The sequence below is a fragment of the Williamsia sp. Y853 genome (genome assembly GCF_056786495.1).
The window spans coordinates 740555-764713 of record NZ_JBXCJC010000003.1 but is presented as its reverse complement, the minus strand read 5'-3'; the positions used below and the strand labels follow the sequence as shown (position 1 = coordinate 764713).

Annotated in this window: 21 protein-coding genes; 17 read left to right on the top strand and 4 right to left on the bottom strand. The window is 64.5% G+C overall.

The annotated features are described in order from the left end of the window. Positions 1-19: 19 nt before the first annotated feature. Complete coding sequence (locus AC1TPF_RS19775; RefSeq protein ID WP_482139949.1) at positions 20-421, bottom strand: BlaI/MecI/CopY family transcriptional regulator; 402 nt, start codon at positions 419-421, stop codon at positions 20-22. Positions 422-739: 318 nt separating this feature from the next. Between AC1TPF_RS19775 and AC1TPF_RS19770 the strand changes: the two genes are divergently transcribed. The 8 genes from AC1TPF_RS19770 to AC1TPF_RS19735 all read left to right on the top strand — a co-directional run bounded on the left by AC1TPF_RS19770 (position 740) and on the right by AC1TPF_RS19735 (position 7191). Continuing rightward, the gene (locus AC1TPF_RS19770) at positions 740-1171 is read left to right on the top strand and encodes a PaaI family thioesterase (protein WP_482139664.1); all 432 of its coding nucleotides are present in this window, start codon (positions 740-742) and stop codon (positions 1169-1171) included. Positions 1172-1179: 8 nt separating this feature from the next. Then, positions 1180-2439 carry a DUF6986 family protein gene (locus AC1TPF_RS19765; protein WP_482139663.1) on the top strand — a complete coding sequence of 420 codons (1260 nt, stop codon included), beginning with the start codon at positions 1180-1182 and terminating at the stop codon, positions 2437-2439. 295 nt (positions 2440-2734) lie between these two features. Beyond that, a complete protein-coding gene (locus AC1TPF_RS19760; protein ID WP_482139662.1) occupies positions 2735-3037 on the top strand; it encodes an urease subunit gamma in 303 nt (100 codons plus the stop codon). Positions 3038-3045: 8 nt separating this feature from the next. Further along, positions 3046-3375 carry an urease subunit beta gene (locus AC1TPF_RS19755; protein WP_482139947.1) on the top strand — a complete coding sequence of 110 codons (330 nt, stop codon included), beginning with the start codon at positions 3046-3048 and terminating at the stop codon, positions 3373-3375. Beyond that, on the top strand, positions 3375-5096 hold the full coding sequence (locus tag AC1TPF_RS19750; RefSeq protein ID WP_482139661.1) for an urease subunit alpha: 1722 nt from the start codon (positions 3375-3377) through the stop codon (positions 5094-5096). The genes AC1TPF_RS19755 and AC1TPF_RS19750 overlap by 1 nt, the downstream gene beginning before the upstream one ends. Further along, positions 5096-5758, top strand: a complete 663-nt coding sequence (locus AC1TPF_RS19745; RefSeq protein WP_482139660.1) for an urease accessory protein UreF — start codon at positions 5096-5098, stop codon at positions 5756-5758. The genes AC1TPF_RS19750 and AC1TPF_RS19745 overlap by 1 nt, the downstream gene beginning before the upstream one ends. A gap of 67 nt (positions 5759-5825) precedes the next feature. Beyond that, positions 5826-6503, top strand: a complete 678-nt coding sequence (gene ureG, locus AC1TPF_RS19740; protein WP_482139659.1) for an urease accessory protein UreG — start codon at positions 5826-5828, stop codon at positions 6501-6503. A gap of 7 nt (positions 6504-6510) precedes the next feature. After that, entirely contained in the window at positions 6511-7191 is a 681-nt protein-coding gene (locus tag AC1TPF_RS19735; RefSeq protein ID WP_482145055.1) for an urease accessory protein UreD, read from the top strand. Position 7192: 1 nt separating this feature from the next. Here AC1TPF_RS19735 and AC1TPF_RS19730 read toward each other — a convergent pair whose 3' ends face one another. Together AC1TPF_RS19730 and AC1TPF_RS19725 are read right to left on the bottom strand one after the other, a co-directional pair. Continuing rightward, positions 7193-8725, bottom strand: coding sequence for an NAD(P)/FAD-dependent oxidoreductase (locus tag AC1TPF_RS19730; protein WP_482145054.1), 1533 nt, complete (start codon positions 8723-8725; stop codon positions 7193-7195). 134 nt (positions 8726-8859) lie between these two features. Further along, positions 8860-9531 carry a GNAT family N-acetyltransferase gene (locus tag AC1TPF_RS19725; RefSeq protein ID WP_482139656.1) on the bottom strand — a complete coding sequence of 224 codons (672 nt, stop codon included), beginning with the start codon at positions 9529-9531 and terminating at the stop codon, positions 8860-8862. A gap of 130 nt (positions 9532-9661) precedes the next feature. Here AC1TPF_RS19725 and AC1TPF_RS19720 point away from each other — a divergent pair, with 130 nt between their 5' ends. The 9 genes from AC1TPF_RS19720 (at position 9662) to recD (ending at position 23297) form a co-directional block, all read left to right on the top strand. After that, positions 9662-10921: an NAD(P)/FAD-dependent oxidoreductase gene (locus AC1TPF_RS19720; protein ID WP_482145053.1), complete on the top strand. Its 1260-nt coding sequence runs from the start codon at positions 9662-9664 to the stop codon at positions 10919-10921. An 11-nt stretch (positions 10922-10932) separates the two neighbouring features. Further along, positions 10933-11721, top strand: coding sequence for a DUF1365 domain-containing protein (locus AC1TPF_RS19715; RefSeq protein WP_482145052.1), 789 nt, complete (start codon positions 10933-10935; stop codon positions 11719-11721). Next, the gene (locus AC1TPF_RS19710; protein WP_482139653.1) at positions 11721-12983 is read left to right on the top strand and encodes a class I SAM-dependent methyltransferase; all 1263 of its coding nucleotides are present in this window, start codon (positions 11721-11723) and stop codon (positions 12981-12983) included. The genes AC1TPF_RS19715 and AC1TPF_RS19710 overlap by 1 nt, the downstream gene beginning before the upstream one ends. A 7-nt stretch (positions 12984-12990) precedes the next feature. Next, positions 12991-13743 carry an SDR family NAD(P)-dependent oxidoreductase gene (locus AC1TPF_RS19705; RefSeq protein WP_482145051.1) on the top strand — a complete coding sequence of 251 codons (753 nt, stop codon included), beginning with the start codon at positions 12991-12993 and terminating at the stop codon, positions 13741-13743. An 81-nt stretch (positions 13744-13824) separates the two neighbouring features. Continuing rightward, positions 13825-14328, top strand: coding sequence for a pyridoxamine 5'-phosphate oxidase family protein (locus AC1TPF_RS19700; protein WP_482139651.1), 504 nt, complete (start codon positions 13825-13827; stop codon positions 14326-14328). Positions 14329-14354: 26 nt separating this feature from the next. Beyond that, positions 14355-14792 carry an acyl-CoA thioesterase gene (locus AC1TPF_RS19695; protein ID WP_482139650.1) on the top strand — a complete coding sequence of 146 codons (438 nt, stop codon included), beginning with the start codon at positions 14355-14357 and terminating at the stop codon, positions 14790-14792. A gap of 73 nt (positions 14793-14865) precedes the next feature. After that, positions 14866-18153, top strand: a complete 3288-nt coding sequence (recC, locus tag AC1TPF_RS19690) for an exodeoxyribonuclease V subunit gamma (RefSeq protein WP_482145050.1) — start codon at positions 14866-14868, stop codon at positions 18151-18153. A gap of 3 nt (positions 18154-18156) precedes the next feature. Next, entirely contained in the window at positions 18157-21459 is a 3303-nt protein-coding gene (locus AC1TPF_RS19685) for a UvrD-helicase domain-containing protein (RefSeq protein ID WP_482145049.1), read from the top strand. Then, the gene (gene recD, locus AC1TPF_RS19680) at positions 21456-23297 is read left to right on the top strand and encodes an exodeoxyribonuclease V subunit alpha (protein WP_482145047.1); all 1842 of its coding nucleotides are present in this window, start codon (positions 21456-21458) and stop codon (positions 23295-23297) included. The genes AC1TPF_RS19685 and recD overlap by 4 nt, the downstream gene beginning before the upstream one ends. Here the strand turns inward: recD and AC1TPF_RS19675 are convergent. Then, positions 23277-24071, bottom strand: a complete 795-nt coding sequence (locus tag AC1TPF_RS19675) for a PIG-L family deacetylase (RefSeq protein ID WP_482145046.1) — start codon at positions 24069-24071, stop codon at positions 23277-23279. The two genes, recD and AC1TPF_RS19675, sit on opposite strands and share 21 nt — an antisense overlap. Positions 24072-24159: the final 88 nt, after the last annotated feature.

Genomic DNA, 24159 nt, shown 5'->3' with positions numbered 1-24159 from the left:
AACAAGGCGTTCCTACTGGTCAGTGAGGCTCGCGGTTGGTTCCACGTGCCGATTCCAATTCGTCGAGGGCGCGTCGCAATGCATCTGCCTCGTCTGCGCCGACTCGTCCCACAAAGGATACAAGCGCGGCCTGACGTGAACCTGCTTCGTCGGCTTCACTGAGCGCGTCGACCATCAGGCTGGCCACGAGGTGCTCCCGAGGATGCGTCGCGGAGTAGCGGTGCGCGCGGTCGTCGCGGAGCTGTGTGACCAGATGCTTCTTCGCCAGTCGCTGCAGCACCGTCATCACCGTGGTGTAGGCCAGCTCGCGATCGGCGGAGAGCGCCGCGTGTACCTGTCGCACCGTTTGCGGCTCGTCCGACGACCACAAATTGTCCATGATGACTCGCTCGAGTTCACCCAACCCGTTCATTCTTCTCACTTTACTTTTCTTCTCATCAAACAGCTCAACGCCCATCACCATAATTTTTCTCCCGAGACGCTTGACACATTGGTAAGGCTAGCCTACATTCTTATTTACGAGGACCGCGCGAGTGTCCTGAGGGCTGCAGAGACCCCCGGTCCACGCCACAGCAGGCCCCACCGACAAGGTGGGGCCTGCTGTGTTTTCCGGGACAGCCGTTGAGCATCGGAATCGAGGCGGCGAACCCTCTGGGGCGGTCGCGGCGAAACTTTGACAAACTCGAGGGTGCATCGCTGCGTTCTCGAAGCGCGGCCCGTCGTAGAGGAGATCTGTTCCGTGACAGATACAACCGATCCGAGCTCGTTCGATCCGACCACCTGGACGGCCCGAGGGTTCGACGCCGAACTGGGAGTCCACTACGTCGAGGCGAACGCCGACGGGGTTTCGGCGGAGTTCACGATCACCGACAAGCTCCTGCAGCCGTTCGGCATCGTCCACGGCGGTGTCTATTGCTCGGTGATCGAATCGGTGGCGAGCATGTCTGGCCAGGTGTGGTTGAACGCCAACGTCTCCGCGCAGGGTCATGTGGTGGGCGTCAACAACAGCACGGACTTCTTGCGTGCGGTGACAACCGGGGCGATGACCGCGAAGTCGAAGCCCATCCACCGGGGCCGGCGCCAGCAGTTGTGGGAGGTCGACATCTCCGACGAGAACGGAAAGCTGATCGCTCAGGGACGTGTCCGGCTCCAGAACATCACCGAAGGCTGAGGCAACCCATGACCGAGGGGAGTCGACCGACCCACATCGGTATGTCGCAACCGGCACGGGCACGTATCGATGCGGTGCTCGGCGCCGTCGATGCCGAACTGGATAGGGATTTCGCCGGCGACCGCCTACTGCAGCAGCAGCCGGCCCATACCGTCTACGTCGGTGCCGGGGATGTGGAGGTCGACACCCCGGCGGCCTGGGGCGCTGAAGCGCTTCGGATCGCCGATGGTGCGCAGGAGGTCCTGGCCGATCTGGATGTGCACGCCGTGATGCCCCTTGTCCGGGACCGCCTGGCAACCCGGCCCATCGAGGATCTGCGGATCGACCTCGAGGACGGCTACGGATGGCGACCCGACGAGGTCGAGGACCAACATGCCCGCGCTGCGGGACGAACCCTCGCGCGCTGGGCGGTTGCGGGCGACGCCGCACCTCGCGTTTTCGGTGTTCGATGCAAGGGCCTAGGTGTCGCCGAGCGGCCCCGCGGACTCCGGTCGCTGGAGATGGTGCTGGACGGCGCCGGGGGAGTTCCGGCCGGTTTTGTGTTCACCGTGCCGAAGTTGCGGCACGCGGCGCAGGTCGATGCGGTGCTCATGATCTGTGAGGAACTCGAACGGGCGCACGGGTTGCCGACGGGGGTACTCCGGTTCGAATTGCAGATCGAGAGCCCTCAGGCGGTCCTGGGTGCCGATGGCCGGGCGACCATTGCGGACGCGATCCATCGCGGTGGCGAGCGGTTGACCGGATTGCACTACGGCACCTACGACTACAGCGCGGCGTGCGGCATCGTCTCGGCGCAGCAGTCGCTCGAACATCCTGTTGCCGACCATGCCAAGGCGGTCATGTTGGTGGCGGCGGCGCAGACGGGCGTGTGGGTTTCCGATGGCTCGACCCAGATCGCGCCGGTGGGCGCACCCGAGGTGGTCGACGCGGCGCTACGTCGGCATCACCGGCTTGTGACCCGTGGACTTGAACACGGCATCTATCAGGGCTGGGACATGCACCCCGGTCACCTGGTGACGCGTTGGCTCGCGGTGTTCGCGTTCTTCCGCCAGGCGATGCCGCCCGCGACGACGCGGTTGCAGGCGTATTTCGACCGGCAGAGTTCGGAGTTCATCGACGAGCCGGCAACTGCGCAGTCGCTGGCCCTGGTGATCCTGCGTGGACTCGCGGCCGGTGCTTTCACCGAAGCCGATGTTCTCGCAGTCGGTCCGCGATGTTCGGCCGATGCACTGGCGGCACTGCGCCAAAGTGGTGGCGTGCTGCGCTGATCGGTGGGCCCGGCGGCCTCACCCGCCGAACACGCCTTTGGCAGCGACTTCCGGAATCCGGAAGGGCTGGAACATGAATCATGGCCGGACCCTGCCTGACAGCGGTCGTCAAGAAGGCCACCCCCGAGTTCGCGATGTTGTGGCGAGGACATCCCGGTGCGCGGATAGCCTTCGCGGCCGGCGTCGCCGGTCCCGAAAACCGGTTCGTGAAATGCTCGCCGCGCCGCCCAAAGGTCTGCGTGGCAGTATGTGTCGGACATACTTGTCCGTCGGCTGTGCCATCGAGGAGGAAACCGTGCGTCTGTCGCCGCATGAACAAGAGCGACTGATGATCTCGTACGCAGCCGAACTCGCCCGCAGGCGACAGGGACGCGGCCTGCTCCTCAACCACCCCGAGTCGGTTGCAGTCATCACCGATCACATCCTCGAAGGTGCCCGCGACGGTCGCTCGGTTGCCGAGTTGATGTCATCGGGTCGCGAGGTCCTCTCGCGCGCGCAGGTCATGGACGGTATCCCCGAGATGCTGCATGACGTCCAGGTCGAGGCCACATTCCCGGATGGCACCAAACTCGTCACCGTGCACAATCCGATTTCGTGACAGGACCGATGATGGCTGAGCAAAACCTGATACCAGGTGAAATACTCTGTGCCCCAGGTGAGATCATCCTCAATGAGGGTGCTGACGTTCTCGAGGTCGTGGTGGTCAACAGCGGCGATCGTCCGGTGCAGATCGGCAGTCATGTGCATTTTGTGCAGTCCAATGCCGCACTCGATTTCGATCGTGAACTCGCGTTCGGCCGACGGCTGAACATCCCCGCCGGAACCGCTGTGCGGTTCGAGCCGGGACTGTCGGCAACTGTTGAGCTGGTCCCGATCGCCGGTACGCGCGAAGTACATGGAATCTCGTCGAACCCGCCAGGAAGGCTGGACGCCTGATGGCATCGTTGAGTCGTGAGCGCTACGCCGAGCTGTACGGCCCCACGGTCGGTGACCGGATTCGGCTGGCCGACACCAACCTGCTGATCGAGGTCACCGAGGACCGCTCGGGTGGTCCGGGGCGTGCGGGTGAAGAAGCGGTCTTCGGTGGCGGCAAGGTCATCCGCGAGTCGATGGGGCAAGGCCGCGCGACGCGTGCTGATGGTGCCCCCGACACGGTGATCACCGGAGTGGTCATCCTCGATCACTGGGGAATCATCAAGGCAGACCTGGGAATTCGTGACGGACGGATCGTCGCACTCGGCAAGGCGGGCAACCCCGACACGATGGACGGCGTACACCCCGACCTCGTGATCGGCCCGTCCACCGAGATCATCGCAGGCAACGGCAAGATCATCACCGCAGGCGGTATCGACTGCCACGTGCACTTCATCTGCCCGCAGATCATGGACGAGGCACTCGGCAACGGCATCACCACCCTGATCGGTGGTGGCACCGGGCCGGCAGAGGGCAGCAAGGCGACCACTGTCACGCCGGGTGCCTGGCACCTGGCCTCGATGTTGTCGGCCACCGATCATTGGCCGCTCAACATCGTGCTGCTCGGCAAGGGCAACACCGTCAGCCTTGAGTCGATGCGCGAGCAATTGCGCGCCGGCGCTTCGGGTTTCAAACTCCACGAGGACTGGGGCAGCACCCCGGCGGCCATCGATGCCTGCCTGCGCATCGCCGATGAATCCGGTGTCCAGGTGGCGCTGCACTCCGATACCCTCAACGAGGCCGGGTTCGTCGAGGAGACCCTCGCAGCGATCGCCGGACGCGGGATCCACGCCTACCACACCGAAGGTGCCGGCGGCGGCCATGCGCCGGACATCATCACGGTGGCGTCCTACGCGAACGTCCTGCCCAGTTCCACGAATCCGACGCGGCCGCACACGATCAACACCCTCGATGAACACCTCGACATGCTGATGGTCTGCCACCATCTCAATCCCAGTGTCCCGGAGGATCTTGCGTTCGCGGAGAGTCGGATCCGGCCATCGACCATCGCCGCCGAGGATCTGCTGCACGACATGGGTGCGATCTCGATGATCGGTTCCGATGCGCAGGCGATGGGCCGGATCGGTGAGGTGGTCCTGCGTACATGGCAGAGCGCGCACGTCATGAAGGCGCGGCGCGGTTCGTTGCCGGGGGACGGGGCCGCGGACAATCAGCGAGCCCAGCGGTACGTGGCCAAATACACGATCTGTCCTGCCATCGCGCACGGTCTGGACGACGAAATCGGTTCTGTCGAGGTAGGTAAGCTCGCCGATCTGGTCCTGTGGGAACCGGCGTTCTTCGGTGTCCGGCCGCATGCGGTGATCAAGGGTGGTGCGATCGCGTGGGCCGCCATGGGTGATGCCAACGCATCGATCCCGACGCCGCAGCCGGTGTTGCCCCGGGCCATGTTCGGTGCCTCCGCGCGTGTTGCGGCTGCCACATCGTTGAGTTTTGTTGCGCCACAGGCGATCGAGGACGGGCTTCCGGATCGACTGGGGCTCGACCGCCGACTTGTGCCGGTGAAGAATGTGCGTCACATCGGTAAGGCCGATATGCCCCGCAACAGTGCGCAACCCGAAATCCGCGTCGACCCCGACACATTCACCGTCACCATCGACGGCGAGGTCTGGGATCAGCAACCCGCGAGCGCTCTGCCGATGGCTCAGCGATATTTCATGTTCTGATGACCTCACCCGAGAGTCTTTCAGCCACCAGGCATCTGGGAATGCTGTTGACCCTGGCCGACTCACGCCTGCCGGTGGGTGGTCACGTTCACTCCGGAGGACTCGAAGAGGCGATCAGTTCCGGTTCGGTTCGCGACCTCGACACCCTCCGTGACTTCCTGGTGCGCCGGGTCGGTACCGCCGGTCTGGTTGCGGCATCGATCACCGCTGCAGTGGTCGCAGGCACCATCGACGTTGCGCAGGCCGAGGTGGAAGCTGATGCGCGCACGCCGTCGGCTGCGGCCAGGCGTGCCTCCCGGGCTCAAGGACGCGGCATGCTGCGCTTGGGCAAAAAGATATGGCCCCAGCATGATTGGGGCCTGCACCCGGCGCGACCGCATCTACCGGTGGTGACCGGTCAGGTGGCGCGGGCAGCCGGTTTGAACCCGCATGAGAGTGCGATGGTGCTCATTTACACAACCATGACCGGATCTGCGACGGCTGGTCAGCGGTTGCTGGCGCTCGATCCCGGCGACGTCGCCCTGTTGGGTGTGCAGCTGACGGATTTGTGTGAGCAGACGGCGGCAGAGGCGGCGCAGGGGCTGGCCGACCTGTCCGATCCATTTCTTGATGTACTTGCCCAGCGGCACGAACTCCGGCCGATGCCGCTTTTCGCGTCATGACCGCCACCGATGGACCGAGCCATCACGCAGCAGACAACCATCACGCAGACGAAAAGGGAGACAGCTCTTGCCACCGCATCTGATCGACGGAGCGCCGCATACGCACGACCATGCCCGGCCGAAACGGGATCGGGTGCCGGGCGAGGCGCTGCGCATCGGCATCGGCGGCCCCGTCGGCTCCGGTAAGACCGCACTGGTTGCCGCACTGTGCAGGCAGTTGCGAGACGAGTTGTCGCTGGCCGTGTTGACCAACGACATCTACACCACCGAGGACGCCGATTTCTTGCGTCGCAACGCCGTGCTGCCGGACGAGCGGATCACCGCGGTCCAGACCGGCGGGTGCCCGCACACCGCCATCCGCGACGACATCACCGCAAACCTCGACGCCATCGACGACCTGGTCGAGGCCAACCCGCCGCTCGATCTCATCCTCGTCGAATCCGGCGGCGACAACCTCACCGCGACATTCTCGACCGGTCTGATCGACGCCCAGATCTTTGTGGTGGATGTGGCAGGCGGAGACAAGGTGCCACGCAAAGGTGGTCCCGGCGTGACGTTCTCGGATCTGTTGGTAGTCAACAAGACCGACCTCGCACCGATGGTCGGGGCAAACCTCCAGGTGATGCGCGATGACGCCGAGCGGGTGCGGGAAGGTCGGCCGACGGTGCTGATCTCGCTGACCGACGATCCGGCCGCGACCGATGTACTGCGCTGGGTCCGGGAGCAGTTGGCCGCGGCACTCTGACCTGTCGATGCATACCGAGGTATATCTCGAGACGGCGAAGGGGCGATCTCCGCGCATCCGGAGCAGGGGCGGCCTGGCCGCGCGTCAGACCGGGGTCGACGTGTTGCACCTGATCTCGACGGCTGCGACCCCGCTCGGCGGTGACACCATCGACATCCATGTGGATGTCGGGTGCGGGTCGCGGTTGACGTTGTTCAGCGTGGCTGCCACGTTGGCACTACCGAGTCGCGGGGAGCCGCGGTCGCAGCTGAACTGGCACATCTGCGTAGCCGACGGCGCCGAGCTGGTGATCGATCCGCTACCGACGATCGTCGCGGCGCATGCCGTCCATCACAGCAACACGACGGTGTCGGTCGCAGGGTCCGGGTCGGTCCGGATCTGTGAGCGTGTGCAGATCGGCCGGTTCGGTGAGGACGACGGTGCCTGGGCGGGGCGATTGAGCGTCGATGTCGACGGCACTACGGCCGTTCGGCACCAGCTTCGACTCGGCAAGGCCACCCACGATCGACTGGGGGCACCGACCGTGCTGATCAGTGAATTCTGTTATCCGGACGATCGCGCAGACGTGGTCCATCCCACCGCGGCGGCCACCCGGTTGCGGCCGGCGGCGGGCGGAAGTCTGACCACGGTGCTCGCCGACACGATGCCCCAGGCGGAGCGTCTTGCCGGCGAGCTGGCGGTCGGCTGAATCAGCTGGCGGCTGGTTTGGCGTCGCCTTCGGGCGTGCCTGAAGCCTTTGTGCCTTCGGGCGTGCCCGATGTTTTTGTATCTGTCAGCTCTTTGTCGGTGGCGGGCACCGGATCGGACAGAACAGGCTTGCTGTTGGGCGGTCCGGCGGCGGCGTCGCTCTTGTTCTGAGCCTTTTCGAGTTGGGCCAGGCGGTCGAGCGCGTTGCGGGCAAGTGTCTGCTGCTCGGTGATGGTGAGTTGCGACCGGCCGCGGGTCATGAAGGCGAACGACCAGTCGACGATGGTGTTCAGTCGACTGCGGAATCCGACGATGTACACCAGGTGCAGCAGCAGCCAGCCGAGCCAGGCGAAGAAACCCTCGGTCTCGATGTTCTTCTTGAATCCTGGTACCGGGACGGATGCGACGGCACTGAACTTCGAGATCGTGGCCATCGATCCCTTGTCCCAGTACTTGAACGGTTCGCGTTCTTCGGGCGTCTTGCCTGCGAGCCCGGCCTTGATGGCGTCGGCGGCGTACTTGCCGCCCTGGATGGCGCCCTGCGCCATACCCGGAACGTCTTCGACCGACATCATGTCACCGACGACGAAGACGTTCGGGTTGCCCGGAATCGAGAGGTCGGGCAGCACCTTGACGCGGCCCGCGCGGTCGAGTTCGACACCACTTTGCTCGGCGAGCTGCTTGCCGAGCGGGCTGGCCGCGACACCGGCCGACCACACCTTGCACTGCGATTCGATGCGTCGGGTGGTGCCGTCTTTCTCCTTGACCAGCAAACCGTCGTAGTCGAGGTCGACGACCATCGCGTTGAGCTGGATTTCCACACCCATGCTCTCCAGGCGTTTGGCGGCCTTGTTGCCCAGATTGGCGCCCATCGGCGGGAGGACGGCAGGCGCCGCGTCGAGCAGGATCACCCGGGATTCGGTGGGGTCGATGTTGCGGAAGGCGCCCTTGAGTGTCTTGTTGCTCATCTCGGAGATCTGCCCGGCCAATTCGACACCGGTCGGCCCCGCCCCGATGACGACGAACGTCAGCAGCCGGGCACGTTCCTCGTGGTTGTCGGACAGTTCCGCCTGTTCAAAGGCGCCCAGGATGCGACCGCGCAGTTCGAGGGCGTCGTCGATGGTCTTCATGCCCGGTGCGAACTGCGAGAAGTGATCGTTGCCGAAGTACGACTGATCAGCACCGGCCGCGATGATCAGACTGTCGAACGGGGTTTCGGTGATGCGCTCGAGGAGGCGTGAGGTGACCACCTTGTTCTCGAGGTCGATCTTCTCGACGTTGCCCATCAGAACCTTGGCGTTCGCCTGTTTGCGCAGGATGACGCGGGTGGCGGGAGCGATCTCACCTTCGGAGATGATGCCGGTCGCGACCTGATAGAGCATCGGCTGGAAGAGGTGGTGGGTGGTGCGCGCGATCAAGGTGACGTCGACATCGGCCTTCTTCAGGTGCTGAGTCGAGAACAATCCACCGAAGCCGGAGCCGATGACCACCACCTTGTGGCGGGTCGAAACTGCAGTCTCCTTGCTCATGACCATCTCCTGTCAATTGGCGAATTGCGGCCGGGATCTCTGGGGAGTGGTGGGATCCGCACCATGCCTACGGTAGTTGGTGGCCGGTGTTTGGTCGCGCCAAGGTGTACCCGACCGCATCGTCGGGTGAAGACAGCCGGTCAGGCAATCAGATGCGTGCTGGTGCGCGCTGCCTGCGCCCACGCGAAGTTGTTTGATTCCCAATCGGTGCGGAGGATCTCGTACTCGACCTCGCCGCGTTCGGACCCGGCGATCGAGGTGTCGGCGCAGTCGTGCAGACGGACCAGGCGCAGGCCGCAGTTCTCCATCACCCGCCTGGACGCGATGTTGACCGCCATCGTGCCTGCGAAGAGTCTGCTGACCTTCAAATCGTCGAACGCCAGTCGGACGAGGGCGCGGGCACCTTCGGTTGCCAACCCCTTACCCCACATACTTCGGCGCAGTCGGTAACTGAGCTCGAACTCTGATTCGGGTGAGTGGCGAGGTGCGCGGACGGCGAACCAGCCGACGAAACTGCTGGCGGGCTCGGGGTGGCCCACCGAACGCGCCGCCACCAGGTCGAGCCGGTCGAGGGCGACCCACAGTCCGGCACCGCTGCGATGTGTCGCCTCGGCCACAGCTCGGGGGATCGTCCATTCCTCGATCACCTCGCGAGGGGTCGGCGTACCACCGGTCACGTATCGCATCACCGCTGGATCGCGGTCGAGTTCCACAAGCTGGTCGGTGTCGCGGTGCGACACCGGCCGCAACACCAGGCGGTCGGTCTCGATGATCAACAATTTCCCCGTTTCGAAAGCGCGCTTGCGTGGCACCCTACATTCTCCGAGGCGGTTGGTGGGAGGCATTGGGTGAGAGCGGCGTACCGGTGACCGATTGAAGCCGAGCTTGTGTGATAGGTGGAGCACCTACACTGACGTGGTGCGGCGTTCGAAGAGTCCTCATATGACGACGGTGGCTGTAGTCGGGTCCGGTGTGTCCGGACTCACCGCCGCATATCTGCTCCGCACGGACCATGAAGTGACGCTCTATGAGAGCGATCACCGCCTCGGTGGTCATGCCCACACCCATACGCTGGGCTCCGGGCATGCGGCCGTACGTGTCGATTCGGGATTCATCGTCCACAACCACGACACCTACCCGCTGCTCCGAAAGCTCTTTTCGGAGTTGGGAGTTGATGTGGCGCCGACCGAGATGAGCATGAGCATCAACGACCGGCCCTCTGGTGTCCAGTACGCCGGTGGTCGCGGGTTGCCGGGGATCTTCGCCCAGAAGCGCCGGATCCTCGATCCTCGGTTTGTGGGGATGTTGTTGCAGATCAAGCGTTTTCATCGAGTCGCCGCAACACACCTCGCGGACGCCGATGACGACGACCTCAGTACCTACGGCGAATTCCTGACCCGGCACGGATTCTCTGACCACTTCATCCGGATGTTCGCGATCCCGCTGGTGTCGTGTGTGTGGTCGACCGGTTCGGCGAGGTCCCTCGACTACCCGGCGCGCTATCTGTTCGCCTTCCTCGACAACCACGGGATGCTCACCGTCAAGGGTTCGCCGCAGTGGTACACCGTGCGTGGGGGTTCCGGCACGTATGTCGACCGCATCGCAGCGACCCTCGACGACATCACGACAGGCGCCCCTGTCACGCGTATCGAGCGCGGCGACGACGGTGTGCGAATCAGTGCGACAGGTCGCCCCGACCGGGTTTTCGACCGGGTGGTGATCGCGACGCATGCCGATCAGGCCCTCGACCTGCTGGCAGATGCGTCGGGAGCCGAGAAGCGAGTCCTCGGGACCTTCGGTTACGCGGCCAACGACACGATCCTGCACACCGATGCTTCCCTGATGCCCACCGTCACAGGGGCCGGCGCCAGCTGGAACTACCTCACACCGGAGGTGGCCGGCGCCGACGCACCGCCGGTGGTGACCTATTGGATGAACCGTCTGCAGGGTCTACCCGGACCCACCCAGTACTACGTGACACTCAACGGCCGGGATCGGATCAAACCGGACTCGATCATCGCGACCATGGCGTACACACATCCCGTTTACACGCCGGAAGCTGTTGCCGCACAGAAGCAGTTGCCGGAATTGTCCACCCCGCAAACGGTGTTCGCCGGCGCCTATCACGGCTGGGGCTTCCACGAGGACGGTGTTCGCTCGGGTGTCGCGGCCGCAGCGCATTTCGGGGCTGATTGGGAATGAGGGCCGAGGCGGTGCTGCCACCCACGCCGGCGCTGGTGCCGGGGCGGGTGCGGCACGTGCGGCGAACACCTCTGCGGCACGGTTTCGATCACCGGGTATACCAATGGCTGGTCGACCTGGATGAGCCACCGCTGATTCCCGCTGGGTTGCGCCCCTTTGCCCGCATCTATGCCAAGGACCACCTCGGAGATCCGGGACCGATTGCCGAAATGTCCGATCCGACTGCCCAACTACTCCGAATCAAACGCAATGTGGCGAACTACCTGGCAGTGCGCGGTGTCGACCTCGGTCCGGATGGGCGGGTGCTGATGTTGGCGAACGCTCGGGTGCTCGGGTACGTCTTCGATCCGTTGACCGTGTTCTGGTGCTATTCGGGAGACACTCTGCGAGGTGTCGTCGCCGAGGTGCACAACACCTACGGCGAGCGCACCGCCTATCTGCTCGAACCTCAATCCCCGCCAGAATCGAGAGCCGGCGACCTGCGAACGCAGGTGCCGAAGCATTTCTACGTCTCACCGTTCAACGACGTCTCCGGCGACTACGACATAAATGTCCGGCTCGATTCGGAGTCTGTCGGCGTCTCGATCAGCCTGCTGCGCGAAGGCACGTCGATGTTCACCGCGAGCTTCGACGGTCGCCCGGCCGCGTACACGCCGCGTCTACTGATCCGCACCCTGATCACCAATCCGTTCATGCCGCAGCGTGTTTCTGCGCTCATCGCGATGCATGGCTTGTGGCTGTGGCTTCGCCGCCTCCCGGTCCGCGCCCGGCCCGCGCACACCCCGCCCGAAGGAGTTTGATGTCCGAACTGGCGCAGCCGGCGCAGTTACCCGAACTCGCCGAGCCTTTCTGTTTACGGCGACCGATCCTCGGCGGGGTCTGTTTCCTGGCGAGTTTTGCCCAGCTGTTCGTCAACCAGGCCGTCCGGCGCACGCCGGTGCAGGTCAGCTATCCCGACGGCACCATCCGCGGCGGTGGCGATGCGTCCAGCCCGCGCCTGGAGGTCGTTCGCCCCAAGGCCTTGCACGAACGGATGGGCCACAACCCCAAGATCGGGCTGGGCGAGGCGTACATGGCGGGCGATTGGCGGGTCGCCGACGGCAGCGACCTGGGGGAGGCGCTGACGCCGTTCGCGGCGCGCCTGACGTCGCTGGTCCCGGAACCCTGGTGGAAGCTGCGGATCTTCGTCGATACCAAGATCCCGCACCGTCACAAGAACACCCCCGAGGGTTCGCGCCGCAACATCGGCGCCCACTACGACCTCAGCAACGACCTCTTTGCCACGTTCCTCGATCCGACCATGACCTACAGCTCTGCGATGTTCGACCCGGCAGGTCCACCGGCCTCACAGGACCTCGAGCAGGCCCAGTACCGCAAACTCGACGCGATTCTCGATCAGGCCGGTGTGAAGGCCGGTAGTCGGGTTCTGGAGATCGGGACCGGTTGGGGAGCGCTGGCGATCAGGGCCGCCGGACGTGGCGCGCATGTCACCACGGTGACGTTGTCGAGGGAACAGCTCGAAATGGCCGAGGAGCGGGTCAGCGCCGAAGGTGTGATGGACATGGTCGATATTCGGCTGCAGGACTATCGGGCGGTGACCGGCGAGTTCGACGCCATCGTCTCGGTCGAGATGATCGAGGCGGTGGGCGAGGAGTTCTGGCCGACGTACTTCGGCAAGATCGATTCGCTGTTGGCGCCAGGCGGCACGGTTGCCATCCAGGCAATTCTGATGCCTCATCAACGAATGTTGGCCACCCGCAGGTCGTTTGGATGGATTCAGAAGTACATCTTCCCCGGCGGGCTGATCCCATCGTTCGAGGCGATCGAGAAGACGCTGGCGCAGCACACGACCTTGCGGGTCACGGAGCATCACGATTTCGGTCAGGACTACGCCGAGACACTCCGCCGGTGGCGGTCGTCGTTCACACAGCACCGGCAGGCCGTGATGCAGCTGGGTTTCGACGAAACCTTCATGCGGATGTGGGAGTACTACCTGGCGTACTGCGAGGCCGGATTTGCCTCGAACTACCTCCAGGTCAGCCAGATACGGATGCAGAGGTGATCTGAACATGACAACAGACCTGGCCGAAAAAAGGGTCTGGGTGATCGGTGCGTCGAGCGGTATCGGCGCGGCAACCGCCCGGGCGCTGGTCAAACGAGGTGCCCACGTTGCCATTTCGGCGCGCCGTGACACCGAACTGCGTGAGGTGGCCGGATCGGCGATGACCGTCGCGGTTGCCGACGTCACCAACCGTGACTCGGTCGATTCGGCGGCCGCGCACGTGCGCGAGGCCCTGGGCGATATCGACGTGGTGATCATCAATGCCGGGTTCTGGGAACAGATGGACGCCGCCGAGTGGGACCGCGACCTGTTCGAGCGCCATGTGCAGGTGAATCTGCTCGGCATGAACAACTGCGTCGGGGCGGTACTTCCGCAGATGGTGGAGAAGGGCGCAGGCACGATCGTCGGTGTCGCATCGGTGGCCGGTTATCGCGGACTGGGCGGCGCCGAGGCCTACGGCGCCACCAAGGCCGCGCAGATCAACATGCTCGAAGGCATGCGTGTTGCGCTTCGCCGGAAGGGTGTCCGTGTCGTGACGGTCTGCCCGGGTTTTGTGAAGACGAGTCTGACGGAGTCGAACACATTTCCCATGCCGTTTCTCATCGAAGCGGACGAAGCCGCCGAATCGATCTGCCGGGGTCTGGAGCGTGGTCGGATGGAGATCGTCTTCCCGGTTCCGATGGCCGCGTTGATGAAGGTGGCGCGTCTGCTTCCGGTCCGGTTGTGGGCACGGGTCTTCTCGGTGCGCGGCGCGACGTAGGGCGAGCGGAGTAGACCAACGATTAATTTTCGGTGTGGCCATGGTCGGTATGTCAGAGGGATGTCCGACTGAGGAGACACCATGGGAGCTCACCCGACTGCACGATTCGACGATCGTTTCAGTCGTTCGGGGGCTGTTGCCGCCGACTGGGAACAGATATCGGGGATCCTGGAGCGGGCCGAGTTGTATTGGGTGACAACGGTCCGCCGCGACGGCCGACCGCATGGCACGCCGTTGGTCGGGGTGTGGTCCGGCGACCGTTTCTACTTCTGTAGCGGACCCGATGAGCAGAAGGTTCACAATCTCGCGGTCAACGATCAGGTCAGTGTGACGACCGGGGTGAACACCTGGCAGTGCGGCTGCGATGTGGTGATCGAGGGCACCTCGCAGCAGGTCACCGATCAGGCGGAGCTGATTGCGATTGCCAAGGCCTACTTCGACAAATACGGGGACGCGTGGGCGTTTGAACCCTCTGAGGGTGGTTTCGGAACCGGCGACGATTTTGCTCTGGTGTACCGCGTCACACCACTGAAAGTATTCGCGTTCGAGAAGGATCCACACGGGCAGACCCGCTTCGACTTCTGAGGATTGTCACCACTACTGTGGCACCGGTGAGTGACACGACAGGCGTTACCGAGGTCTCGTTGCAACTGCGGTGGGGCGATATGGACCTCAACCGCCACGTGAACAACGTGCAATACGCCCGGCTCTTCGAAGAGGCCCGCGTGCGCGCGGTGTCGGGCTGGATCCGCGACGGTTACGGCGCGGTCGCCATTCACATCGCACGTCAGGAAATCGAGTTCGTGAAGCCGCTGATCTACACCCCCGAGCCGGTTACGGCGCGGGTGTGGGTGAGTCGGCTCGGCGGCTCGTCCTTCGACTTCGGAAGTTCGCTCAGCGATGTAGACGGCAAGGTTGTCGCCCTCTGTGAGACAACCGTGGTGGCAGTGCATTCCGAAACCGGCGACGTTTTGCCGATCTCCGATGAGATGCGGGTGTTCCTGAAATCGAAGTCCGCCGATCCCGTTCCACTGCGCCGCCGATCCTGATCACCGTCTCGTGGTCACCTCGGGTGTCGGGCATCCGTGATACACCGGGGATGACAATCGGAAGGGGCCCTGCGTGCTGAGACTGCACCGCGCCGAGCGCACCAGCACGTTGGTGGCCGCGCTCGCCGACATCTTGACGACCGCGCCGTCGGATCCATTCGCTCGAGAGCTGGTTGCGGTACCTGCGCAAGGTGTCGAACGGTGGCTGACGCAGCAGTTGTCGACCCGGCTGGGTGCAACCGGCCCCGGCGGCGCCGACGGTATCGCGGCAAACATACTCTTTCCGCATCCGGCCTCGCTGGTCGATGACGTCATGGCGCAGGTCAGTGGTGTCGAATCCGGGCAGTTCGACAACGACCCGTGGTCGACGGGGCGGATGCTCTGGACGTTGCTGTCGGTGATCGACGATGCCGTCGATGATCCGGCCTGCGCGATCCTGGCCCGGCACCTGGGTCACAGTGCCGAAGCGGGCACCAGGGCCCCCGGGTTCCGGATCGGGCGCCGATACGGAACGGCCGAGCACCTCACCGCCTTGTTCCGGGGATACGGAACCCACCGACCGCAGATGATCATCGACTGGCACAACGGAAACGACACCGACGGTGCCGGTGCACGACTTGATCCCGATCAACGGTGGCAGGCGCATCTGTGGCGACTTCTTCGCGAGCGCATCGATTCACCGAGTCCGCCCGAACGTCTCGAACAGGTCTGTGCGGTACTTCTCGAGCGGTCCGATGCGGTGGATCTGCCGGAGCGGCTGGCGTTGTTCGGTGTCACCCGTCTCAGTACCGAGCAGTTGCAGGTCCTGGCCGCCCTCGGTGCGCATCGCGACATCAATCTCTTTCTGCCACATGCCAGTCCGGTGATGTGGCAGAAACTGCAGTTGAAGTCTGCGCCGATCCGGCGCAGCGAGGTTGTGGTGCGCGACATCCAACATCCATTGCTGGCGTCGTTGTCCCGTGAGGTTCGCGAACTCCAGATCAACCTCTCCGCCGTTGCCGCAGACGATGTTCATCACGCCGATGAACACGCCCGTGGTGGTACGCATCTCGAGCGTCTGCAGGATGCGCTTCGCGCCGACCGGATCGCGGAACCCGACGGGCAGGCAGATGGCAGTGTTCAGGTCCATTCCTGTCACGGTGCCGCGCGCCAGGTCGAGGTGTTGCGCGAACTCGTGCTGCGGTTGTTCCAAGACGATCCGACACTTGATCCGCGCGACGTGATCGTCATGTGCCCCGACGTCGAAACCCACGCACCGCTGATCCGGGCCGCATTCGGCCAGGTCAGTCATGCGCATCCCGGTCATGAACTGCGCGTTCGCCTGGCCGACCGCGCACTGCGTCAGACCAACCCGCTCCTGGATGTGATGACCGAACTGCTGTTGCTGGCCGGTGGCCGGGTCAAGGCAAGTGAAGTACTCGACCTCCTCGACACGCCGCCGGTGCGGACCCGATTCGGGTTCGGCGACGACGACCTCGAACGCCTGCGGCAATGGACCGCCGAATCCGGAGCCCGCTGGGGTATCAACGACAACCAGCGAAAACCGTTCGGGCTGGGAGGGTTTCGGCAAAACACCTTCGACGCCGGACTCGACCGGATCCTGTTGGGTGTGGCCGCCGACGAGACCGAACTGGGCTGGCTCGACACCGCGCTACCGCTTGATGACGTGGACAGTGCCGACGTCGAGTTGGCAGGCAGATTCGCCGAGTTCATCAGCCGGCTCGATACCGCGCTGACCAGTTTGCGTGGTCCACGTCCGGCAACGCAGTGGGCCGAAAATCTGGCCACTGCACTGGATCTGCTCACCGCGGTGCGTCCCGCCGATGCGTGGCAGCGGAGTCAGGCACTTCGCGAACTGTCGTCGGCCACCGAACACGGTGGCGATACGACAGTGCGGCTCGCCGACATCCGGGCCATGCTGTCGCATCGGCTGGCCGGGCGTCCGACTCGGGCCAACTTCCGGACCGGCGAACTGACGGTGTGCACGATGGTCCCGATGCGGGCCGTGCCGCATCGGGTTGTCATCTTGCTCGGTCTCGACGACGAGAGTTATCCCCGTGTCGGCGGTATCAACGGCGACGACATCCTGGCGCGCAATCCCTGTGTCGGAGAACGGGATATCCGTAGCGAGGACCGTCAGCTGCTACTCGATGCGACCATGTCGGCGATCGACAAGCTCATCATCTTGTATACCGGCACCGATCCGGTGACCGGTCTGCGCAGGCCGCCTGCGGTCCCGGTGGGCGAACTGCTCGACACCGCAGACGCGATGCTGGCCGATGGCTCGACAGTGTCGACGTCACATCCATTGCATGGCTTCGACCCGGCGAACTTCGCTGCCGAGAACCCCCTCAGCTTCGATCGAACGGCGCTTGCCGGGGCCGTGGCCACCCAATCGGTTCAGGTCTGCGAACCCGGATTTTTGCCGAAGCCACTGCCGCAGACCTCCGGTGATGTGGAGTTGTCCGACCTGATCGCCTTTGTCGAGCACCCGATGCGAGCATTCTGCCGCCAACGGCTGGGCATGTACCTGCCAGGCGACGACGAAGAGCTCAACGACGTGCTCAGCGCGGACATCGACGGTCTCGGCAAGTGGGCGATCGGCGATCGGATGCTGCAGGCCCGGCTCGGTGGAGCAGACGCGGATGCGTTGCGCGGTGCCGAACTTCGGCGCGGAACCCTGCCGCCGTTTCTCTTGGGCGCGAAGGTGTTCGGAGAGATCTCCGGTCTGGTCGAGTCGCTCGTGACTGTGGCGGCACCCCTCTATGAGGCGCATCCCGACGTGATCGACGTGACCATCGATCTGGGCGACAACCGGCGGCTGACCGGGACCGTCCCGTCGGTCCATCGCGGCACGCTGGTCCGGACCATCTACTCCCGGCTGGCGGCTAAACACCGACTGGCCGCGTGGGTCGGCTTGTTGGCGCTGGCGGCGTCCGGGTCCGACGTCACCAGCTCCGTTGTCGTCGGCCGCGGATCGTACGGCCGCGTCCGGCGATCGACACTGGCTGCGCCGCCGAATCCGATTGCGGTGCTGCGTCAGATCGTCGACCTGCGCGATCGGGGCCTGCAGTCGCCACTTCCGTTGCCGACGGCCGCTGCTGCCGAATACGCCGACCGTCGCCACCGGGGCGACGACACCGCTCTGGCCATGGACGCAGCCGACAAGAACTTCATGAACAAGTTCGGCGGCGACGCACAGGACGTCTATGTCCGGTACCTGCATGAGGGGGAGTTCTCGGCAGTGATCGCCGAACGGGCGGTCGCAGAGGAAAAGGACTGGGATGAGCAGGGGTCTCGTTTCGCGGCAGGCGCGATGCGCTTGTGGACGCCCTTGCTGGATTCGGAACAGGTGCGCTGAGACATGATCCAAAGCCCTATCGCGCCGGTCACGTTCGACATCACCGGACCGCTGCCATCCGGCACCACCGTCCTCGAAGCCAGTGCCGGTACCGGAAAGACCTATGCCATCGTCGGTTTGGCTGCTCGGTATGTCGCCGACGGTGTTCCGCTGTCCGACCTTCTGCTGGTCACATTCAGCCGCTTCGCGACCGCCGAACTCCGTGAGCGCACACGACTGCGGCTGACCGGACTCGCTGCGGCCCTGACCGATCCCGTGGCCGCGCGGGATTCGGACGACCCGCTGGCCGCGATGCTCTCCGCGGGATCGCCGGGCGAGGTCGAGATTCGCCGTAGGCGCCTGGCAGATGCGGTATCGGACTTCGACGCGGCCACCATCGCCACCACTCACACATTCTGCAGTCGCATGCTCGACGGACTCGGTGTGGCCGGGGATTTCGAGAACGACATCACCCTGGTCGAAGATGTCAGTGACCTGATCACCGAGGTCACCGACGACCTGTACCTGCATCGGTTCAGCGGAAACGGCGCAGCGCCGTTCAGTCTGGTCGAGGCCCACTCCTTCTGTCGGCAGGCGGTCTTCCAGCGGCAGGCGAAGCTGTCTCCGATCACCGACCCCGACACCGACGAGTATCAGCGGATCGACTTCGCGAAGACGGTGATCGTCGAGGTGGAACGCCGTAAGCGGCAGACGAACATTCGCGACTACGACGACCTGCAGATCCTGCTGCGTGATGCGCTCGAAGACCCCGAGCACGGGGAGCAGGCATGTCGTCGGGTGCGGAGCCGATTCCAGGTGGTTCTGGTCGACGAGTTCCAGGACACCGACCCGGTGCAGTGGGCCATCTTCCGGTTGGCCTTTCACGGGCACACCACCCTGGTGCTGGTGGGCGATCCCAAACAGTCGATCTACGCGTTCCGCGGGGCCGAGGTGTTCAGCTACCTCGAAGCCGTTCGGGCCGCCGACAACCATCAGGCACTGCCAACCAACTGGCGCAGTGATGCCGACCTCGTCGAGGCGCTCGACCGCGTCTATGGCGGTGCGGCACTCGGTAGTCCGGAGATCGTGGTCCACGAGGTCGGGGCCACACATACCGAGTCGAGATTGCCCGGTCAGGTCCCATTGCGACTGCGATACCTGAACCGCAGAGGCCACGGACCGCTGGGCAAGAGCGGGTTCCCGGTGCTCGATCGCCTGCGACGTTCGGTGGCCGACGATGTCGCCGCCGACCTGACCCGACTCCTGAATTCCCGGACACCGTTGTGTGGCACCGGAGGTGAACGTGCGGTGGCACCCGGCGACATCGCCGTCCTGGTCCGAAATCACCGGCACCTCACCATGATCCAGGCAGCGCTGGACAGCAGGGGAGTGCCGTCTGTGCTGGCGGGTGGTACCAGTGTCTACAGCACGCAGGGCGCGCTCGACTGGTTGTGGCTGTTGCAGGCGATGGAACAACCCAGCCGAACCGCGCGCATCCGTTTGGCTGCACTCACGCCACTGCTCGGATGGACTGCCGCAGAACTGGATTCCGGTGCCGACGGGCTGACCGCCGACATCAGTGCGCTGATCCGTGAACTGGTTGCGGTGTATCACGAGTCGGGTTTTGCGGCCGTATACGAACATCTCTCGGGAGTCCGCGATGTGCCCGGCCGGGTGCTGTCCGTGGTGGGTGGGGAGCGTCGGCTCACCGATCTGACCCATGTGGCCCAGCTCTGCAACCGCGCTGTGGTGGAAGAGGGTTTGGGTCTGACCGCGCTGGTGCGCAGGCTCGGGCAGTTGATCAACGACCCGACGTCGGGCAATCAGGGTGAACAGAGCCGGCGCCTCGACAGCGACGCCGCGGCCGTACAGCTCCTGACGGTGCACCGGAGCAAAGGGCTCGAGTTCCCGATCGTCTATGTGCCCTATGGCTGGGACGGCGCGCAACATCCTTCACCGGATACGTTCTTGCTCCACGACGAGGCAGGCAAACGACTGCTCGACATCGGTGGCAAGGATGCACCCGGCTACCGCGATCGCCGGGAGGCCTCCGCGACCGAGGACAACGGTGAAGAGCTACGACTGCTGTACGTTGCGTTGACCCGTGCGGCGTCGGCGGTCGTGTTGTGGTGGGCGCCGGGCACATCGGCACGGTCGTCGCCGCTGCACCGCTTGCTCTTCAGTCGCGATCGGTCGAATCCCGACCCGCGACCGGTGGTGCCGGATGACGCGAAGGTCGGCCAATTCCTGACGGCCTGGGGCGAGACCGCGGGTAACCGGGTGCGGGTGGAACCGGCCGACTACGGAACAGAGGGGCAGCTCCCGTGGGTGCCGCAACGGCCCGAAACCGGCGAGCTGGCGGTGGCGAGCTTCACCCGCCATATCGACCACACCTGGCGGCGCACGTCGTATTCGGCGTTGGTCGCCGGTACGCATCATGAACCGGCGGTGGCCAGTGAACCGGAGTCGGAGGTCAAGACCGACGAGCAGGTCGCCGAACCGCTGGACGTCCCGGTTGCCGACGGGTCCGCTGACCTACCGCATGCTTCTTTGATGAACACCCTGCCTTTTGGTGCGGCATTCGGAACCCTGGTCCACGAGGTGCTCGAGGTCATCGACACCGATGCCGACGACCTGGCGACCGAGGTGGCAACGCGCTGCCGAGAAGCGGTGGCCATGTGGATGGCCGAGGCTGATCCCGAGGTGTTGGCGACCGCACTGTTGGCAGTCCTGCGGACACCCCTCGGGCTGCAGCCGGAGACAACCCTGGGGCGGCTGGCGACCAGGGATCGGTTGGCAGAGCTCGACTTCGAGTTCCCGCTCGGTGGCGACGAATCGACCACGCTGCGCGAGATCAGCGATCTGATGGACACCCATCTTGCTGCCGACGACCTGCTCGCCGACTATCCACAGCACCTTCGTGGCGTGCAGGCGCCACCGCTGCGCGGATATCTCGTCGGCAGTATCGACGCTGTCCTGAGACTGCCCGGCAACCGGTTTGTCATCGTCGACTACAAGACCAACCGGACCGCACGCGGAGATCTCAGTGCCCTCGACTACACGCCCGAGCGGATGGCCCGCGAGATGATCAACTCGCACTATCCGTTACAGGCGTTGCTCTATTCGGTTGCCCTGCACCGATATCTGCGGTGGCGGCTGCCCGCGTACGACCCTGAAGTCCACCTCGCCGGCGCCCAGTACCACTTTGTGCGGGGCATGATCGGGCCCGATACCCCGGCCGGATGTGGTGTCTTCCAATGGCATCCACCGGCATCCCTGATCGTCGCGGTCTCAGACCTGATCGCCGGAAGGACAGTGCAGCTGTGACGGTGCAGTACGACGCGCGGATTGCGGTCAATGCCCATCCCACACTGGTGCCGTTCAACACCGCCGGTGTGCTCAGTGCAGCAGATGTGCATGTGGCGCAGCGGTTGGCGGGTCTGAGCAAGGCGGATATCGATCCGAATGTCCTGCTCGCAACAGCACTTGCGGTCCGGGCCGTGCGATTGGGTTCGGTCTGTGTCGAGGTCAACAGGCTGTCCGAGGTCGCCATCGATGAGGACGAGTTCGGTGTCGACCCGGATTCGCTGCCGTGGCCGGATGCGGCAGCGGTCGTCGCTGCACTCGAGGTCAGTCCACTGGTCACCGGTTCGGCGTCCGGGCCGCTGCGTCCACTGCACCTGGCACAGACGCCCGAGGGCCCGTTGTTGTATCTGCGGCGATACTTCCTGCAGGAGCAGCGGATCCGTGAACTCCTCGACGACCGATCACACAGCCATCCGGAGGTGAATGCCGATCGGCTGCTCACCGGTCTGCGGAGGCACTTTCCCGATGAGGGACCCGATCGGCAAAGAATTGCTGCCGCCTTGGCCAGTGCCGGTTGGACCACCGTGATCGCCGGTGGGCCAGGTACGGGCAAAACCCACACGGTTGCACGGGTATTGGCGTTGATGTTCGACGAATACGGCCCCTCGTTGCGGGTGGCGCTGGCAGCGCCGACCGGGCGGGCCGCGGCTCAGCTGGAAGAATCGGTGCGGTCGCAGGCCGATGAACTGGGCTTGCCCACCGACCTCTCCGCGACGACCCTGCATCGTCTACTTGGTTGGAAACCGGGGAGCCGCAGCCGATTTGCGCATGATTCGGGCAATCGGCTGCCACATGAACTGGTGGTTGTCGATGAGACGTCGATGGTCTCACTGACCATGATGGCGAGGCTGCTCGACGCGTTGCGACCTCAGGCCCGGTTGGTCCTGGTCGGTGATCCCGATCAGCTCGCCTCGGTTGATGCCGGTGCCGTGCTGGCCGATCTGGTCTATCGGCCGGTCACCGAACAGATCAACCCGATACTCAAGACACTTATCGAACCGGATCTGGTGGACGACCGCGGCGATCCCGATGCCCTTGACGCCGACGAGAGGTCGCGGTTGGCCGGAGGGGTCATCAGGCTGACTAAGGTGCGCCGGTTCGGCGAGCAGATCAAACGCCTCGCCGCTGCGGTTCGTGACGGCGACGCCGATTCGGTGATCGATCTGCTTGCGGCCGGGCACAGCCAGTTCGAGTTGGTCGATCCCGGTGATCTGGCGTCGGTGCGTGATGACATCGTCACCACGGCCGAACAGATGCGACGTGCGGGTGCCCGCGGTGACGCGCAGACCGCCCTTGCCGGCCTGCATACCCACCGTCTTCTGTGTGCGCACCGGGAGGGCACATCGGGCGTCGAACACTGGTCTCGCCAGGCGATGGAATGGATCGGGACGACTGCGGGTGCGCAGGACTGGTACCCGGGTCAGCCATTGTTGGTCACGGCCAACGACTACGACACCGGCATCTTCAACGGAGATACCGGCGTGGTGGTGAGCAGCGGTGGACGGTTGATGGTCGCGTTCCGGCGAGGAACGGAGGTGAAGATGCTGCATCCTTCGCAACTGGTGGCAGCGGTCCCGGTGTATGCGATGACAATTCACCGAAGCCAGGGATCGCAGTACGAGTCGGTGTCGGTGGTCATACCGCCGGATCGCTCTGCATTGCTGACGCGGGAACTGCTGTACACGGCGATCACCCGGGCCAGCGGCCACGTGCGGCTGATCGGTACGGAAGAGTCCATTCGCGCCGGTGTTGAACGAAAAGTGTTGCGGGCCAGCGGACTACGGACGTCCGTCGACTGAATCGGCCGGCCCGGAGAAATCCAGGGCATCAAGGGGGTCTGCGGCCAACGGCATTCGCAGGAAATGCTCGTTGCGAAGCACCTCGCGCCGGTCCTTTTCGGGCAGGTCCTCCAGCATCGTCAATGCGCCGCCCCGGTCCATCTCGGTGCGATGAGCCTGAAGCGCTTTCCATTTCGTGTCGAGCCAATCCGAGACATCGATGGTGGTGTCCACCGTGTGGTCGGGAACCCCCGGCAATGCCTCTGCCGGACTTGTGCCCTTTCGGATCGCAGGCCACAGCACACTTGCCAGTGAGTGGGGCATCGTGGAGAGATAGAGGAGTCGGGTACGCCAGGGCGGTCCTGCTTCTGGATACAGCTGCCCGAACGCGGCCGCGCCGATCGCGGCGACGGTCACCCGGTGCGCCTGCACGTGGTCGGGATGCCCGTAGACGCCGAATGGGTCATACGTTGCGATGGTGTCCGGCCGGAATCGGCGGATATGTGCGACAACCTCTCCGACCACTTTGTCGAAGGGCACATCGCAGAATGCCGGTTGATCGGGTGCTGATTCGGGAAACGGCCTGTCGGCATAGCCGAGAAACAGGGGAGGGTCGGCTTTCAACAGCTTCATGGAGGCTTCGAGCTCGAGGCCACGAGATGTGCCCTGCGCCCACGTACACGTGATCACCGCGGTGCGTCCGCCCAGCTGCGCGCATCGGGCCAGCACCCCGCCGGTCCACAGCGCCTCGTCGTCGGGGTGCGCATGGACACAGAGCAAACTGGGATGGGGCACTCCGCCACCCTAACCCGGTGCCTGCGCGAAACAACCTCGACAGGACTTGGGCAACGACAAGTCCGGGACTTCTTTGTTCTTAGCAGTA

Bases quoted from the DNA above. Each gene is read 5' to 3' on its own strand.
- AC1TPF_RS19765 (WP_482139663.1), top strand. From the start codon at position 1,180: ATGACCGAGGGGAGTCGACCGACCCACATCGGTATGTCGCAACCGGCA.
- AC1TPF_RS19755 (WP_482139947.1), top strand. From the start codon at position 3,046: ATGATGGCTGAGCAAAACCTGATACCAGGTGAAATACTCTGTGCCCCA.
- AC1TPF_RS19750 (WP_482139661.1), top strand. From the start codon at position 3,375: ATGGCATCGTTGAGTCGTGAGCGCTACGCCGAGCTGTACGGCCCCACG.
- AC1TPF_RS19745 (WP_482139660.1), top strand. From the start codon at position 5,096: ATGACCTCACCCGAGAGTCTTTCAGCCACCAGGCATCTGGGAATGCTG.
- AC1TPF_RS19735 (WP_482145055.1), top strand. From the start codon at position 6,511: ATGCATACCGAGGTATATCTCGAGACGGCGAAGGGGCGATCTCCGCGC.
- AC1TPF_RS19730 (WP_482145054.1), bottom strand. From the start codon at position 8,725: ATGGTCATGAGCAAGGAGACTGCAGTTTCGACCCGCCACAAGGTGGTG.
- AC1TPF_RS19720 (WP_482145053.1), top strand. From the start codon at position 9,662: ATGACGACGGTGGCTGTAGTCGGGTCCGGTGTGTCCGGACTCACCGCC.
- AC1TPF_RS19710 (WP_482139653.1), top strand. From the start codon at position 11,721: ATGTCCGAACTGGCGCAGCCGGCGCAGTTACCCGAACTCGCCGAGCCT.
- AC1TPF_RS19705 (WP_482145051.1), top strand. From the start codon at position 12,991: ATGACAACAGACCTGGCCGAAAAAAGGGTCTGGGTGATCGGTGCGTCG.
- AC1TPF_RS19700 (WP_482139651.1), top strand. From the start codon at position 13,825: ATGGGAGCTCACCCGACTGCACGATTCGACGATCGTTTCAGTCGTTCG.
- AC1TPF_RS19685 (WP_482145049.1), top strand. From the start codon at position 18,157: ATGATCCAAAGCCCTATCGCGCCGGTCACGTTCGACATCACCGGACCG.